At 56.0% G+C, this 15,281-nt stretch carries 13 protein-coding genes and 1 tRNA gene; all 14 read left to right on the top strand.

The genetic code is table 11. The annotated features are described in order from the left end of the window. Positions 1 to 84: EF-Tu C-terminal domain-related protein (locus KI810_RS16940; protein ID WP_214176769.1), on the top strand; the 84-nt coding region annotated here is incomplete at its 5' end. Between the two features lie 62 nt (positions 85 to 146). Then, complete coding sequence (gene rpmG, locus KI810_RS16945; protein WP_214176757.1) at positions 147 to 296, top strand: 50S ribosomal protein L33; 150 nt, start codon at positions 147 to 149, stop codon at positions 294 to 296. A 41-nt stretch (positions 297 to 337) separates the two neighbouring features. Next, positions 338 to 414 (top strand) — tRNA-Trp (locus tag KI810_RS16950). Positions 415 to 444: 30 nt separating this feature from the next. Further along, positions 445 to 630 carry a preprotein translocase subunit SecE gene (gene secE, locus KI810_RS16955; RefSeq protein WP_214176758.1) on the top strand — a complete coding sequence of 62 codons (186 nt, stop codon included), beginning with the start codon at positions 445 to 447 and terminating at the stop codon, positions 628 to 630. A 10-nt stretch (positions 631 to 640) separates the two neighbouring features. Beyond that, complete coding sequence (gene nusG / locus KI810_RS16960) at positions 641 to 1,168, top strand: transcription termination/antitermination protein NusG (RefSeq protein WP_214176759.1); 528 nt, start codon at positions 641 to 643, stop codon at positions 1,166 to 1,168. Between the two features lie 67 nt (positions 1,169 to 1,235). Then, entirely contained in the window at positions 1,236 to 1,658 is a 423-nt protein-coding gene (rplK, locus tag KI810_RS16965) for a 50S ribosomal protein L11 (protein WP_214176760.1), read from the top strand. Positions 1,659 to 1,680: 22 nt separating this feature from the next. Further along, the gene (gene rplA / locus KI810_RS16970) at positions 1,681 to 2,382 is read left to right on the top strand and encodes a 50S ribosomal protein L1 (RefSeq protein WP_214176761.1); all 702 of its coding nucleotides are present in this window, start codon (positions 1,681 to 1,683) and stop codon (positions 2,380 to 2,382) included. Between the two features lie 172 nt (positions 2,383 to 2,554). After that, entirely contained in the window at positions 2,555 to 3,079 is a 525-nt protein-coding gene (gene rplJ, locus KI810_RS16975; protein ID WP_214176762.1) for a 50S ribosomal protein L10, read from the top strand. A gap of 72 nt (positions 3,080 to 3,151) precedes the next feature. Further along, a complete protein-coding gene (rplL, locus tag KI810_RS16980) occupies positions 3,152 to 3,535 on the top strand; it encodes a 50S ribosomal protein L7/L12 (protein WP_214176763.1) in 384 nt (127 codons plus the stop codon). A 173-nt stretch (positions 3,536 to 3,708) separates the two neighbouring features. Further along, positions 3,709 to 7,821 carry a DNA-directed RNA polymerase subunit beta gene (gene rpoB / locus KI810_RS16985; RefSeq protein ID WP_214176764.1) on the top strand — a complete coding sequence of 1,371 codons (4,113 nt, stop codon included), beginning with the start codon at positions 3,709 to 3,711 and terminating at the stop codon, positions 7,819 to 7,821. Positions 7,822 to 7,931: 110 nt separating this feature from the next. Beyond that, entirely contained in the window at positions 7,932 to 12,080 is a 4,149-nt protein-coding gene (rpoC, locus tag KI810_RS16990) for a DNA-directed RNA polymerase subunit beta' (protein WP_214176765.1), read from the top strand. Between the two features lie 132 nt (positions 12,081 to 12,212). Next, entirely contained in the window at positions 12,213 to 12,584 is a 372-nt protein-coding gene (gene rpsL, locus KI810_RS16995; RefSeq protein ID WP_214176766.1) for a 30S ribosomal protein S12, read from the top strand. 23 nt (positions 12,585 to 12,607) lie between these two features. After that, positions 12,608 to 13,078 carry a 30S ribosomal protein S7 gene (rpsG, locus tag KI810_RS17000; RefSeq protein ID WP_214176767.1) on the top strand — a complete coding sequence of 157 codons (471 nt, stop codon included), beginning with the start codon at positions 12,608 to 12,610 and terminating at the stop codon, positions 13,076 to 13,078. Between the two features lie 33 nt (positions 13,079 to 13,111). Then, positions 13,112 to 15,187: an elongation factor G gene (gene fusA / locus KI810_RS17005; protein WP_214176768.1), complete on the top strand. Its 2,076-nt coding sequence runs from the start codon at positions 13,112 to 13,114 to the stop codon at positions 15,185 to 15,187. Positions 15,188 to 15,281 lie beyond the last annotated feature (94 nt).

Consider the following 15,281-nt stretch of genomic DNA (forward strand, 5'->3'; position numbering starts at 1 on the left):
GCCATGGACGAAGGACTGCGGTTCGCGATCCGCGAAGGTGGCCGTACGGTCGGTGCCGGCGTGGTCAGCTCCATCATCGAATAATTGCACACTCGCAGGGGCGATCGATCGGTCGCCCCTGTATATCGTCATAAAGGAAGAGAGCAATGAGAGACATCATTACGCTTGCCTGCACCGAGTGCAAGCAGAGAAACTATACCACCACCAAGAACAAGAAGACCACGCCCGAAAAGCTGGAATTCAGCAAATACTGCCGCTTCTGTCAGAAGCATACTCCCCACAAGGAAACGAAGTAGACTGGGAAAACGGTCGCAGTGCAACTGTGACCACTGGCTGCAGGCCAGTAGCTCTAACGGCTAGAGCGCCGGTCTCCAAAACCGGATGTTGGGGGTTCGAATCCCTCCTGGCCTGCCATTTTACCAATAATGTTACGGGGTGTGACGCGTGCTGGCCAAAACCAAGAATTTTCTGGAAGAGGTAAAAGTTGAGCTGGGGAAGGTGACCTGGCCGACTCGCAAAGAAACCGTTGCCACCGCATGGGTTGTGGTAGTGATCATCGTCATCATCTCCCTCTACCTCGGGGCTTGTGACGTGGTGTTGGCGAAGCTGATGCGCAGGATTCTGGGGTAAGGAACTTTCCATGGCGAAAAAGTGGTACGGCGTACATACGTATTCCGGATTTGAAAATAAAGTGCGGCTCTCGCTCCTTGAGCGGATAAAGAATCTGGGGCTTGAGGATTCCTTTGGCGATGTGCTGATACCGTCCGAAACGGTTGTCGAGCTCAAGAAAGGCGAAAAGCGGACCTCCTCGCGCAAGTTTTTCCCAGGCTATATTCTGGTCAACATGGAGTTGAACGACGATACCTGGCATGTTGTCAAGGAAACCGCAAAGGTGACCGGTTTTGTCGGCGGCAACAACCCGTTCCCCATCCCCGACGATGAGGTCGGCAAAATCACGCGCCGTATGGAGGAGGGGGCAGAAAAGCCCCGCCCCAAGGTACTGTTCGAGGTGGGAGAGACGGTCAGGGTTATCGACGGACCGTTCCTGAACTTTGCCGGCGTCGTTGAGGATGTCAAGCCCGAAAAGGGTAAATTGCGGGTCATGGTCAGTATCTTCGGCCGCGCCACGCCGGTAGAGCTGGAATTCATGCAGGTAGAGAAGCAGTAGGGCGGTTTGACCGTCCGCACCGATCCTATACGAAAGTTTTCAGGAAGAGCGCAAAAGGAGCAGAGCAATGGCAAAAAAAATCACAGGGTATATCAAGCTGCAGATACCGGCTGGCAAAGCCAACCCGTCCCCGCCGATCGGTCCGGCCCTCGGTCAGCATGGCGTGAATATCATGGAATTCTGCAAGGCGTTCAACGCCAAGACCCAGGCTGACGAAGGCACCATCACGCCGGTCGTCATCACGGTTTTTGCGGACCGGTCTTTCAGTTTCGTCACCAAGACGCCACCGGCTTCGGTCCTCATCAAGAAGGCTCTCGGTATTGAAAGCGGGTCCAGCGTTCCCAACAAGACCAAGGTTGGGAAACTGACCAAGGACCAGGTCCGGGAAATTGCCCAGAAAAAGATGCCGGACCTCAATGCTGCCAGCATTGAGGCTGCCATGAATACCATCGAAGGTACCGCCCGCAGCATGGGCGTGGATATTGTTTAGAGACAAGAGAGGGTGACGAGAAATGCCTAAGAACGGTAAAAAACTTAAAGAGGCCCTTGCCAAGGTAGACAGAGCCAAGAGCTACCCCTTGCAGGACGGGATTGATCTGGTTAAGAGCTCCACCTATGCCAAGTTTGACGAAACCGTTGACGTGTCCGTGCGACTCGGTGTCGATCCGCGCCATGCCGACCAGATGGTTCGCGGTGCGGTTGTTCTCCCTAACGGCCTGGGGAAGGATGTTCGGGTTCTCGTGTTTGCCAAGGGTGAGAAAGAGAAGGAAGCACGGGATGCAGGTGCCGATTTTGTCGGTGCTGAGGACCTGGTGGCGAAGATCCAGGAAGGGTGGTTCGAGTTCGATACGGCCATTGCCACGCCTGACATGATGGGAGTTGTCGGCAAGATCGGTAAGCTCCTCGGTCCCCGCGGCCTCATGCCCAACCCGAAGGTCGGTACGGTAACCTTCGATGTCGGCCGTGCTGTCAAGGAGTCCAAGTCCGGAAAGGTGGAATTCCGCGTGGAGAAGGCTGGCATCATCCATGCGCCGGTCGGCAAGGTCTCTTTCGATGGGGAGAAGCTGAAGGAGAACATCCTGGCTCTGCTGGATGCGCTTGTAAAGGCTAAACCGTCGGCCGCCAAGGGTACCTACATGAAAAAGATCTGCATTTCGTCTACGATGGGCCCTGGTGTTCGCCTCGATGTGTCGGAAGTGTCGGCACAGCTTTAATATACGGCAGTAGCAGCAAGCCAAAGTCACAGACAGCAGGCGTCGGGCACGGTGCGTGCCGGCTTAAAATTTTCAGCCTGCCGAGACTTGGGTCGTTGAAGGATTATCTCCTGCAGCTTCCTGACTTTGGCGGGGGCGCAAGCCCTTATACCAAAAGAAAGGAGGAAGGCGCTTGAATAAAGAAAACAAACAGCAAGTTGTAACCGAAATGCACGACAAGCTGCAGCGCGCCAAGGCGGTGTTTCTTGCCGACTATCGCGGTATGACCGTGGCCCAGGCAACGGCGCTGCGTGAAGAACTGCGCAAGGCGGAAGTCGAGTACAAGGTCGTCAAGAACACGCTGCTTGAGCTGGCATCCAAGGATACGGACAAAGCAGCACTGAACCCCTACTATGCCGGTCCGACCGCCATTGCCCTGAGCTACGACGACCCGGTCGCTGCCGCCAAGGTGCTGTCCAAGTTCGCCAAGGAACAGACCAACCCGTTTACCCTTAAGGCTGGCCTGCTGTCGGGCAAGACGATCAGCCCTGCGGATATCCAGGCACTGGCAGACCTGCCGAGCCGTGAAGTGCTCATCGCAAAAATGCTCGGCTCCATGCAGGCCCCGGCTACCAATTTCGTCGGTGTTCTGGCAGCGGTTCCCGGCAGTTTCGTGCGGGCTCTCGACGCTATACGGGCCAAAAAAGAAGGCAACTGATACCAGACCGGGAAGTTCAATAGGCTCCCCGCTATTTAAAAACACACACTTAATAAATGGAGGAATACAACAATGGCAGAAATTACCAAAGCCGATGTGATCAGCTTTATCGAAAAAATGTCCGTGCTCGAGCTTGCCGAAATGGTGAAAGAGCTTGAAGAGAAATTCGGCGTATCCGCCGCCGCTCCGGTGGCCGTGGCTGCTGTGGCTGCTCCCGGCGCTGTTGCCGAGGCTGCTGAGGAAAAAACCGAGTTCGACGTCATCATCAAGGCTGCCGGCGCCAACAAGATCGCCGTCATCAAGGTCGTCCGCGCACTTACCAGCCTCGGCCTGAAAGAAGCCAAGGACCTGGTGGACGGAGCTCCCCAGCCCCTCAAAACCGGTGTTTCCAAGGAAGAAGCAGAAGAAGCCAAGAAGCAGCTGGTGGAAGCCGGCGCCGAAGTGGAAGTTAAATAAGCATTCTCTCGTAAGAGCGGTACGAGCCAAGGTCGCCCCGTGCGGCCTTGGCTGTTCTATTTTGTTGGCGGGCTAGTGCTTCGTGACGCCAACTACTTGAAATGATTACTGTTCAGGTAGTCTGCCAAAAGTGCCCACGCCTTTTGAGCATTGCAACGAAGGAGACCCCTTTAATGGCTTATTCAATTGCGAATAACCCCCTGCTGCGTAAGAATTTTGCAAAAATAAAGAAAATCATCGACATCCCCAACCTGATTGACATCCAGAAAAACTCCTACAAACGATTTCTCCAACTCGATGTGCCAGCAGAAACCCGCAAAAACAGCGGTCTCGAAGCGGTTTTCAAGAGCGTCTTCCCCATCAGGGATTTCAGCGAGACCGCATCCCTCGAGTACGTCTCCTATGGCCTGGGCACCCCCAAGTATGACGTGGAGGAGTGTCACCAGCGGGGCATGACCTTTGCCGCCCCCATGAAGGTCAAGGTGCGCCTAGTGGTCTGGGACGTGAACAAGGAGAGCAACTCCCGCTCCATACGTGACATCAAGGAGCAGGAGGTCTATTTCGGCGAGATTCCGCTGATGACCGAGAACGGTACCTTTATCATCAACGGTACCGAGCGGGTTATCGTCAGCCAGTTGCACCGCTCTCCAGGCGTTTTCTACGACCACGACAAGGGGAAGACCCATTCCAGCGGCAAGGTGCTCTATTCCGCACGGGTGATTCCGTACCGCGGTTCCTGGCTTGACTTCGAGTTTGACCATAAAGATATTCTCTTTGTACGCATTGACCGTCGCCGCAAAATGCCGGCCACGGTTCTGCTGAAGGCACTCGGCTATTCAGCCGAGGAACTTCTCAACTATTACTACCGGAGCGAAGAAATTTTTCTGACCGGCGATTCGATGCTCAAGAGCGTCGATCCGGAACTCCTTACCACCCAGAAGGCCGCTATCGATATCGTCGATCCGGCGACGGGTGAAGTGCTGGTCAAGGCAAACCGGAAATTCACCAAGGCCGCCATACGCAAGATGACCGAGCACGATATCAAGACCATCCCGATCATGGCGGATGATCTGCTGGGCAAGTTTGCGTCCCATGACATTGTCGATCCGGCCACCGGCGAAGTCCTCGTGGAATGCAACGAGGAAATCACCTCGACCCGCCTGGAAGAAATCAGGACACGCGGCATAGCATCTTTCAAGGTGCTCTTCATCGATAACCTGCATGTCACCTCGTCCCTGAGGGACACCATCATGGTGGACAAGATTTCCTCAACGGACGATGCCCTCATCGAGATATACCGTCGCCTCCGTCCGGGTGATCCCCCCACGCTGAAAAGTGCCCTCGCCCTGTTCGAGAACCTGTTCTTCAATGCCGAGCGGTACGATCTTTCGGCTGTAGGGCGTCTCAAGCTGAACTACAAGCTGGGGCTGAACGTTCCCCTCGACTGCCAGACCCTTACCAAGGACGATGTTCTGGAAGTTGTCCGGTACCTCATCGATCTCAAGAACGGCAAGGGGACCATTGACGACATCGACCATCTCGGCAACCGGCGGGTCCGTGCGGTAGGCGAGCTCCTTGAAAACCAGTACCGGATCGGGCTTGTGCGCATGGAACGGGCCATCAAGGAAAGGATGAGCCTGCAGGAGGTGGAGAACCTCATGCCCCACGACCTCATCAACTCCAAGCCGGTGTCTGCGGTGGTCAAGGAGTTCTTCGGCTCGTCCCAGCTTTCCCAGTTCATGGACCAGACCAACCCGCTTTCCGAGGTTACCCACAAGCGCCGCCTGTCTGCACTGGGACCTGGCGGTCTTACCCGGGAGCGAGCCGGCTTTGAGGTCCGCGACGTCCATCCGACCCACTACGGGCGGGTCTGCCCCATCGAGACGCCTGAGGGGCCGAACATCGGTCTTATCGCGTCCCTTTCCACCTATGCCCGCATCAACGAACACGGTTTCGTGGAAACCCCTTACCGCCTCGTCAAGGAAGGGAAGGTCTCTTCAGAGGTCCGCTTCTTCTCAGCTCTTGAGGAGGAAGGGCATGCCATAGCACAGGCAAACGCCGAGATTGACAAGGACGGACGCTTCGCTTCCGACTACATCTCTGCCCGCAAAAGCGGCGAATTCGTACTTGTCGGTCGGGACGAGGTGGAGCTGATGGACGTGGCACCCATGCAGCTGGTATCGGTTGCCGCTTCCCTCATCCCGTTCCTGGAGAACGACGACGCCAACCGCGCTCTCATGGGGTCCAACATGCAGCGCCAGGCGGTGCCGCTGTTGCGAGCCGATTCGCCCCTTGTCGGAACCGGCATGGAGCGGGTTGTCGCCCGGGACTCCGGGGTATCGGTGGTGGCGCGCCACAACGGCGTGGTGGAGTCGGTTGACGCCTCCCGCATCGTGGTCAAGATCGACGAAAGCGAATATGACGAGACCGGTACCGGTGTCGATATCTACAACCTGATCAAGTTCGCCCGTTCCAACCAGAATACCTGCATCAACCAGCGGCCGGTGGTAAAGGTCGGCGATGTGGTAAAGCGAACAGACGTCATCGCTGACGGCCCCTCCACCGACATGGGGGAACTGGCACTCGGCCAGAACGTGCTGGTAGCCTTCATGCCCTGGGGCGGGTACAACTTCGAGGACTCCATCCTCATTTCCGAGAAACTGGTTAAGGATGATCGCTATACCTCGATTCATATTGAGGAGTTCGAGTGCGTTGCCCGCGACACCAAGCTGGGAAAGGAAGAAATCACATCCGACATTCCTAACCTTGGTGACGAGGCCCTGAAGGACCTGGACGAGTCGGGTATCATCCGCATCGGCGCGGAGGTGAAGCCGGGGGATATCCTGGTCGGGAAGATCACTCCCAAGGGCGAAACCCAGCTTTCTCCGGAAGAGAAACTGCTGCGCGCCATCTTCGGCGAAAAGGCCGGTGATGTGCGTGACACCTCCCTGCGTGTTCCCCCTGGCGTCGAAGGAACGGTCATCGGGGCGAAAATATTTTCCCGTAAGGGTTCGGACAAGGATTCCCGTACCGAACTTATCGAGAAGGCCGAGGAGGAAAAACTCCGCAAGGATGAACAGGACGAGATCCGTATCATCAGGGATTCGGCCATCGGCAAGCTGAAGAAGCTCCTGGTAGGGAAGACCGCCGGTGTCAAGGTAGAAGGTAAAGGCGGCAAGGTCGTCATCGTCAAAGGCAAGAAGATCAGCGAGGAGGCTCTGGCTTCCATCCCCATGGATCGCTGGGACGAACTGTCCGTAGTCGAGGAGGAAGGGGTTGAGGAGAAGGTTGCTCAGATCCTGGTCACCCTCAACCAGCAGATCGACATCATCAAGTACGTCTTCGACGACAAGGTGCAGAAACTGAAGCGGGGCGACGATCTTCCCCCCGGCGTCATCAAGATGGTCAAGGTCTATATTGCCATCAAGCGCAAGCTGCAGGTCGGTGACAAGATGGCGGGCCGTCACGGTAACAAGGGTGTCGTCTCCCGCATCCTGCCGGAAGAGGATATGCCGTATATGGAGGACGGTCGTCCGGTAGAGATTGTCCTGAACCCTCTCGGTGTTCCGTCCCGTATGAACGTGGGGCAGATACTGGAAACCCACCTGGGGTGGGCGGCCAAGGGTATCGGCTGGCAGATCGAAGAGATGCTCGAGAAATCGTCGCCTTCGGCGGGGATCAAGAAGTATCTCAAGGAAGTCTATGGTGACAAGGAGATGAACAAGTTCCTCGACGGCCTCGGGGATGACGAACTGGTAAAGGTTGCCAAGCGTCTGAAGCGCGGGGTACCGATGGCTTCTCCGGTCTTCGAGGGGGCTTCGGAGAGCGGGATCGTCAGCATGCTGGGCAAGGCAGGTTTCGATGCCGGTGCTCAGGTTACCCTGTACGATGGCAAGAGCGGTGTACCGTTCAAGCACAAGGTCACGGTCGGCGTCATGTATGTCCTGAAGCTTCATCACCTTGTTGACGACAAGATTCACGCCCGCTCCATCGGACCCTACAGTCTGGTCACCCAGCAGCCGCTGGGAGGCAAGGCGCAGTTCGGTGGGCAGCGTCTCGGGGAGATGGAGGTCTGGGCCATGGAGGCCTATGGCGCTGCCTACGCCCTACAGGAGTTCCTGACGGTCAAGTCCGATGACGTGGCCGGAAGGACCCGGATGTACGAGGCGATTGTCAAGGGGAAACACACCCTTGAACCGGGCCTGCCCGAGTCGTTCAACGTCCTCATCAAGGAACTCCAGTCACTCGGCCTCGACGTCGAACTGCTGGAAGGAGATGAAGACTAAGCAGAGGCATCCCGTTTGGCCTGGCAGGCGCGCTGCGACAACCACACGCTGCCGTGACTGTTACTCACTTTAACCCAGACAACACTCCTACACAGAAGGAGGATTATATTTTGGAAGACATTTTCAGCTTTTTCGATAAACCGAAGGACCCGCTACACTTTTCATCCATCAGGATATCCATCTCGTCGCCGGACAAGATCCGCGAGCGTTCTTTCGGCGAGGTGAAAAAACCGGAAACCATCAACTACCGGACCTTCAAGCCGGAACGGGACGGTCTGTTCTGTGCCAAGATATTCGGTCCCACCAAGGACTACGAGTGCAACTGCGGCAAGTACAAGCGGATGAAGCACCGTGGAATCGTCTGCGAAAAATGCGGCGTAGAGGTCATCCCCTCCAAGGTACGCCGTGAACGGCTCGGACATATCGATCTGGCCACGCCCGTTGCCCACATCTGGTTTCTGAAGTCACTCCCGTCCCGGATCGGTAACCTTCTCGATATCACGCTCAAGGATCTGGAGAAGGTCCTCTACTTCGAGGCCTACGTGGTGATTGATCCGCGGAATACCGGTCTGGTCGCAGGTGAGATCCTTTCCGAAGACCAGTACCAGAAGGCGATGGACGAGCACGGCGGTCAGTTCGAGGCGGGCATGGGGGCTGCAGCCATTCGTGAATTCCTGAAAGCCCTCGATCTGGACGGCCTTGCCGAAACACTCCGCATCGAGATGCTCGAAGCTACCAGCGAAGCCAAGCGGAAAAAGACCGCCAAGCGGCTCAAGGTCGTGGAGGCGTTCAAGGCTTCCGGTAACAAGCCGGAGTGGATGATCCTCGAGTGCATTCCCGTTCTGCCGCCGGAGCTTCGCCCTCTCGTTCCTCTCGACGGCGGCCGCTTCGCCACGTCGGACCTGAACGATCTCTACCGCAGGGTCATCAACCGGAACAACCGCCTGAAACGGCTCATGGAGTTGCAGGCGCCGGAGGTGATCATCCGGAACGAGAAGCGTATGCTGCAGGAGGCGGTTGACGCCCTGTTCGACAACGGTCGCCGCGGCCGGGCTATAGCCGGCCCCAACAAGCGGCCGCTCAAATCTCTCTCCGACATGCTGAAGGGTAAATCGGGACGTTTCCGCCAGAACCTTCTCGGCAAGCGTGTCGATTACTCCGGTCGTTCCGTTATCGTTGTCGGCCCGGAACTGCGGCTTCATCAGTGTGGTCTGCCGAAGAAGATGGCGCTCGAACTGTTCAAGCCGTTCATCTACAACAAACTGGAGGAGAAGGGGTTTGTCACCACCATCAAGAGTGCCAAGAAGATGGTGGAGAAGGAACGTCCCGAGGTATGGGACGTGCTCGAAGAGGTGATCAAGGAGCATCCGGTCATGCTCAACCGGGCGCCGACCCTGCACCGCCTCGGCATCCAGGCCTTCGAACCGGTTCTCATCGAAGGGAAGGCGATTCAGCTCCATCCCCTCGTCTGTACTGCGTTCAACGCCGACTTCGACGGTGACCAGATGGCGGTCCACCTCCCCCTCTCCATCGAGAGCCAGGTGGAGACACGGGTGCTGATGATGAGTACCAACAACATCCTGTCTCCTGCCCACGGCAAGCCGATCATCGTGCCGTCCCAGGATATGGTTCTCGGCATCTACTATATGACCCGGGAGAAGTTCTTTGCCCAGGGGGAGGGGAAAATACTGGCTTCTCCCGAAGAGGTGCGGATTGCATTCGACGCAGGGGAGATTGACCTGCAGGCCCGCATCAAGGTGAGGATGAAGAACCTCTCCGCCGACGAGAAGCCGCAGATCGTGGAAACGACCACGGGCAGGGTGCTCCTCCGCGAGATACTTCCCGAGTCGGTGCCGTTCGGTGCCATCAACAAGGTAATGACCAAGAAAGAGCTTTCCAATCTGGTGGATACCTGTTACCGGCTGGCCGGCAACAAAGAAACGGTCATTCTTGCCGACAAGCTGAAGGAGATCGGTTTCCGCTATTCGACCCTCGCCGGTATTTCGATCTGCATCAATGACATGGTTATTCCGGAGGGGAAGCCTGCCATCATTGACCGGGCCACCGAGGAGGTCAAGGAGATCCAGAACCAGTATACCGAAGGTCTCATCACCGACGGGGAACGCTACAACAAGGTTATCGACATCTGGGCTAAATCGACGGAAGAGATTGCCAAAGAGATGCTCGACAACCTCTCCCGGGATACCGTTTCGTCCCCGGACGGCAACGAGGTCAAAGTTCCCTCGTTCAACGCCATACACATGATGGCCGATTCGGGGTCGAGGGGTTCCGCCCAGCAGATCCGTCAGCTGGCCGGTATGCGTGGTCTCATGGCCAAACCATCGGGCGAGATCATCGAGACGCCCATTACCGCCAACTTCCGTGAGGGTCTTACCGTTCTCCAGTACTTCATCTCGACCCACGGCGCCCGCAAGGGTCTTGCTGATACCGCGCTCAAGACCGCAAACTCAGGATACCTCACCCGTCGTCTGGTGGATGTGGCCCAGGACGCCATCATCACCGAACCAGACTGCGGAACCCTGGATGGCCTGATGGTTGCCGCTCTCACCGAAGGCGGCGAGATCATTGAGCACATCGGCGACCGGATACTCGGCCGTGTTGCACTTGACGATATCCTCGATCCTGTTACCGGTGAGGTGCTGGTGGCAGCCAACGAAGAGATCGACGAGACACTCGTGCAGAAGATCGAGGATTCAGGCCTCGAGAAAATCAAGATACGCTCCGTTCTCACCTGTCAGAGCAAGCGCGGTATATGCGCCAAGTGTTACGGACGTGACCTTGCCCGTGGCCACCTGGTCAATATGGGTGAGGCGGTTGGCGTCATTGCTGCCCAGTCCATCGGCGAACCGGGAACCCAGTTGACCATGCGGACCTTCCACATCGGTGGTACTGCATCCCGGCGGGCAGAGCAGACCTCGCTGGAAGCCCGCAACGAGGGTCGGGTAAAGTTTATCAACATCAACAGCGTTACCAATGTTGACGGCCACCATGTCGTCATGAACCGTAACGGCGAAGTTGCCATTGTGGATGAGACCGGCCGGGAGCGGGAGCGCTACGCCATCGTGTACGGTGCCATGATCAAGGCGAAACCCGACATGCCGATCAAGCAGGGTGACGTTATCGCCGAGTGGGACCCCTATACCATGCCGATTCTCACCGAAGTTTCCGGTAAGATCAAGTTTGGTGACATCGTCGAAGGCGTTACCATGGAGGAGCAGCTCGACGAGGTTACCGGCCTTTCCCGCAAGGTCATCATCGAGTCTCGCGATCAGGACAAACGTCCTCGCATCACCATCAAAGACGAGTCGGGCAAGACGGTCAAGATAGCCGAAAGCGCCATGGGGCGTTACTTCCTGCCGGTGGGAGCCAATATTACCGTTCAGGAAGACTCATTCGTCAATGCTGGCGATGTCATAGCGAAGATCCCCCGTGAAACAACCAAGACTAAGGACATCACCGGAGGTCTTCCCCGTGTCGCCGAGTTGTTCGAGGCGCGCAAACCGAAGGACTATGCGGTCATTACCGAGATCGACGGTGTCATTACCTTCGGCAAGGATGCCAAGGGTAAGCGCAAGGTCATTGTCACCCCTGAAGTGGGAGAGCCGAAAGAGTACCTTATTCCCAAAGGGAAGCACATCAGTGTGCATGAGGGAGATCATGTGCGGGCCGGCGAGGCGCTCATGGATGGTTCGTCAAACCCCCACGACATTCTGCGGGTCCTTGGCCAGAAAGAGTTGGCGAAGTACCTCGTGGACGAGGTGCAGGAAGTTTACCGCCTGCAGGGGGTAAAGATCAACGACAAGCACATCGAAACAATTGTCCGGCAGATGTTGCGGCGGGTCCGGATTAAGGAAGTGGGAGACACGACACTCCTGATCGACGACCAGCTGGAACGGACGGTATTCGAGGAAGAGAACGAGCGAGTGCTTGCCAAGGGTGGCAAACCGGCCATTGCCGAGCCGCTGCTCCTCGGGATCACCAAGGCGTCGCTCTCCACCGAGTCATTCATCTCTGCAGCGTCGTTCCAGGAGACTACAAAGGTCTTGACACAGGCTGCCATTGAAGGTAAGGTTGACAGCCTTCGCGGCCTCAAGGAAAACGTCATCATGGGGCGCCTTATCCCTGCCGGTACGGGGCTTTCCCGTTATCGCAATCTCAAGCTTGTGGCTGAAACACCCGATTACCCGGTGTCTGAGCCTGAGCCGGAAGTGGCTGAGGATGAGAGTTCCGCAGTTTAGTATGTTACAGGGGAGGGAAACCTCCCCTGTAAAAAAATCAAAAAAAGCTTGACAAGTCTGACAGTCCTTGATACTTTTGTCGCTTCCGCAGGGAGAATGCCCTGCGCACAAGCATGTGGGAGAATGTGTATTATGCCAACCATTAATCAGTTGATCCGTATCGGCAGGGAGAGCAAAAAGGATAAGTCCACCGCTCCTGCCTTGAAAAGCTGCCCGCAAAAACGGGGAGTCTGTACCAGGGTGTATACCACTACGCCGAAAAAGCCGAACTCCGCGCTTCGTAAGGTGGCGAGGGTGCGTCTTACCAACGGGATCGAGGTTACCTCATATATCCCCGGTGTGGGGCACAATCTCCAGGAGCACTCGGTGGTGCTGATTCGTGGGGGTAGGGTCAAGGACTTGCCGGGTGTTCGCTATCACATCGTTCGCGGTACCCTTGATTCGGTTGGGGTTAAGGATCGCAAGAAAAGCCGTTCCAAGTATGGCGCCAAGCGGCCCAAGTAAACAGTTTACACTGAGAGGTTGTTATGCCGAGGAGAAGAGAAGTAGCAAAACGGGTGATTCTGCCGGACCCCAAATATAATGACCGGGTTGTGGCGAAGCTGATTAATATATTGATGCTTGATGGCAAGAAGAGCACTGCAGAGCGGGCGCTTTACAGTGCTCTTGAGCTGGTGTCCCAGCGAGCCGGTGATGAGCCGGTCAAGGTGCTGAAGAAGTCTCTCGACAACATCAAGCCGATGCTTGAAGTCAAGTCCCGCCGGGTTGGTGGCTCCACCTACCAGGTGCCGATCGAGGTTCGTGCCGAGCGTCGCACGTCGCTGGCCATGCGGTGGCTGATAAAATACGCCATTGACCGGTCGGAAAAGACCATGACCGACAAGCTTGCCGGTGAAATCCTCGATGCCTATAACAATCGTGGTGCCGCTGTGAAGAAGCGCGAAGATGTTCATAGGATGGCAGAAGCCAATCGTGCGTTTGCTCACTACCGCTGGTAGTTTATATAGCAGATATAGCTGAAGGAGATTTTTGTGGCACGTCAAGTATCGTTGGAAAGAACCCGTAATATCGGGATAATGGCTCATATTGACGCCGGCAAGACTACGACTACCGAGCGTATTCTTTATTATACCGGTGTCTCCCATAAAATTGGCGAGGTGCACGAAGGCACCGCAACCATGGACTGGATGGAGCAGGAGCAGGAGCGTGGCATCACGATTACCTCTGCCGCCACAACCTGTCACTGGAATGACCATCGCGTCAACATCATCGACACTCCTGGCCATGTGGATTTCACCATTGAGGTTGAGCGTTCCCTTCGGGTGCTTGATGGTGCCGTCGCTGTTTTCTGTTCAGTCGGCGGTGTTGAGCCCCAGTCTGAAACGGTGTGGCGTCAGGCTGACAAGTATAAGGTTCCCCGTCTAGCTTTTATCAACAAGATGGATCGCGTCGGTGCCGATTTTTTCCGGGGCGTTTCCATGATCAAGGATCGTCTTCGGGCCAATCCGGTGCCGATTCAGTTGCCGGTCGGTGCAGAGGATACATTCAGGGGTATTATCGATCTTGTGGAGATGAAGGCGGTTATCTGGGATGAGGAGTCTTTGGGGGCTAAATATCACGAGGAACCCATCCCGGCCGACATGCAGGAATTGGCCGCAGAATACCGCGAAAAGCTGATCGAGGAGATTTCCTCCCACGATGAAACCCTTATGGAGAAATATCTCGGGGGCGAGGAGCTCACCACTGCCGAGATCAAGGCGGCGATTCGCAAATCGACCATTGATATTGCCATCTGCCCCGTTATTTGCGGTTCGTCCTTCAAGAATAAAGGGGTGCAGCCGCTGCTGGATTCGGTTGTTGAATATCTCCCGGCGCCGGTTGATATTCCCGCCATCAAGGGTGTTGATGAAAAGGGGAACGAGATCGAGCGGAAAGCGTCCGACAGCGAACCTTTCTCTGCTCTTGCTTTCAAGATCATGACTGACCCTTTTGTCGGACAACTCTGCTTTTTCCGCGTATATTCCGGCATACTCAACTCAGGCTCATATGTCTTCAACTCCACCAAGGACAAGAAAGAGCGCATCGGTCGTCTGCTCAAGATGCATGCCAATAAGCGTGAGGAAATCAAAGAGGTCTATGCGGGTGATATCGCCGCAGCGGTCGGCTTGAAGTATACGACTACCGGTGATACCCTCTGCCCCGAAGACAAACCGGTCATTCTCGAATCAATTGAGTTTCCCGAGCCGGTCATCTCTATTGCCATCGAGCCGAAAACCAAGGCTGACCAGGAGAAGCTGGGAACGAGTCTGGCCAAGCTTGCCAGCGAAGACCCTTCCTTCCGTGTCAAGACGGACGAAGAAACCGGCCAGACCATTATTTCTGGCATGGGCGAGCTCCATCTCGAAATCATCGTCGACCGTCTGATGCGTGAGTTCAAGGTTGAGGCAAACGTCGGCAAACCGCAGGTCGCCTACCGCGAGACGGTCACGAAAAAGGTCAAGGTGGAAGGCAAGTTCGTCCGTCAGTCCGGTGGTCGTGGTCAGTACGGTCATGTCTGGCTTGAGCTCGAACCGCAGGAGCCGGGTAAGGGTTATGAATTTGTCGATGGCATCAAGGGAGGCGTGGTTCCTCGTGAATACATTCCGGCTGTCGACAAAGGCATTCAAGAGGCCATGGATACCGGTGTGCTCGCTGGGTACCCGGTTGTGGATTTCAAGGTGACCCTGATAGACGGTTCTTACCATGAAGTCGACTCATCGGAGATGGCGTTCAAGATCGCTGGCTCCATGGGATTCAAGGAGGGGTGTCAAAAAGCGGGAGCTGTTCTCCTTGAGCCTATCATGTCGGTGGAGGTTGTTGTCCCCGAGGAATACATGGGCGACGTAATTGGTGACCTCAATTCACGCCGCGGCAGGATTATGGGGATGGAGGGGCGTGCAGGAGCCCAGGTTGTAAGTGCGATGGTGCCGCTTGCCCAGATGTTCGGCTATGCGACGGATGTCCGCTCCGCGACCCAGGGGCGCGCTACCTACACCATGACGTTTGATCATTATGAGCAGGTACCTAAATCGGTATCCGAAGAGATAATTGCGAAGGTAAAGGGATAAACATTTCCGCGAAGGAGGGAATCGGACATGGCGAAGGCGAAATTTGAAAGAACAAAACCGCACGTAAACATAGGGACGATAGGTCACGTAGACC

The organism is Geomobilimonas luticola, from assembly GCF_018476905.1.
GTDB lineage: Bacteria > Desulfobacterota > Desulfuromonadia > Geobacterales > Geobacteraceae > Geomobilimonas > Geomobilimonas luticola.

What these genes read in the sequence shown, in the direction of transcription:
- rpmG (WP_214176757.1), top strand. Translation starts at nt 147, where the DNA reads ATGAGAGACATCATTACGCTTGCCTGCACCGAGTGCAAGCAGAGAAAC.
- nusG (WP_214176759.1), top strand. Translation starts at nt 641, where the DNA reads ATGGCGAAAAAGTGGTACGGCGTACATACGTATTCCGGATTTGAAAAT.
- rplK (WP_214176760.1), top strand. Translation starts at nt 1,236, where the DNA reads ATGGCAAAAAAAATCACAGGGTATATCAAGCTGCAGATACCGGCTGGC.
- rplA (WP_214176761.1), top strand. Translation starts at nt 1,681, where the DNA reads ATGCCTAAGAACGGTAAAAAACTTAAAGAGGCCCTTGCCAAGGTAGAC.
- rplL (WP_214176763.1), top strand. Translation starts at nt 3,152, where the DNA reads ATGGCAGAAATTACCAAAGCCGATGTGATCAGCTTTATCGAAAAAATG.
- rpoB (WP_214176764.1), top strand. Translation starts at nt 3,709, where the DNA reads ATGGCTTATTCAATTGCGAATAACCCCCTGCTGCGTAAGAATTTTGCA.
- rpsL (WP_214176766.1), top strand. Translation starts at nt 12,213, where the DNA reads ATGCCAACCATTAATCAGTTGATCCGTATCGGCAGGGAGAGCAAAAAG.
- rpsG (WP_214176767.1), top strand. Translation starts at nt 12,608, where the DNA reads ATGCCGAGGAGAAGAGAAGTAGCAAAACGGGTGATTCTGCCGGACCCC.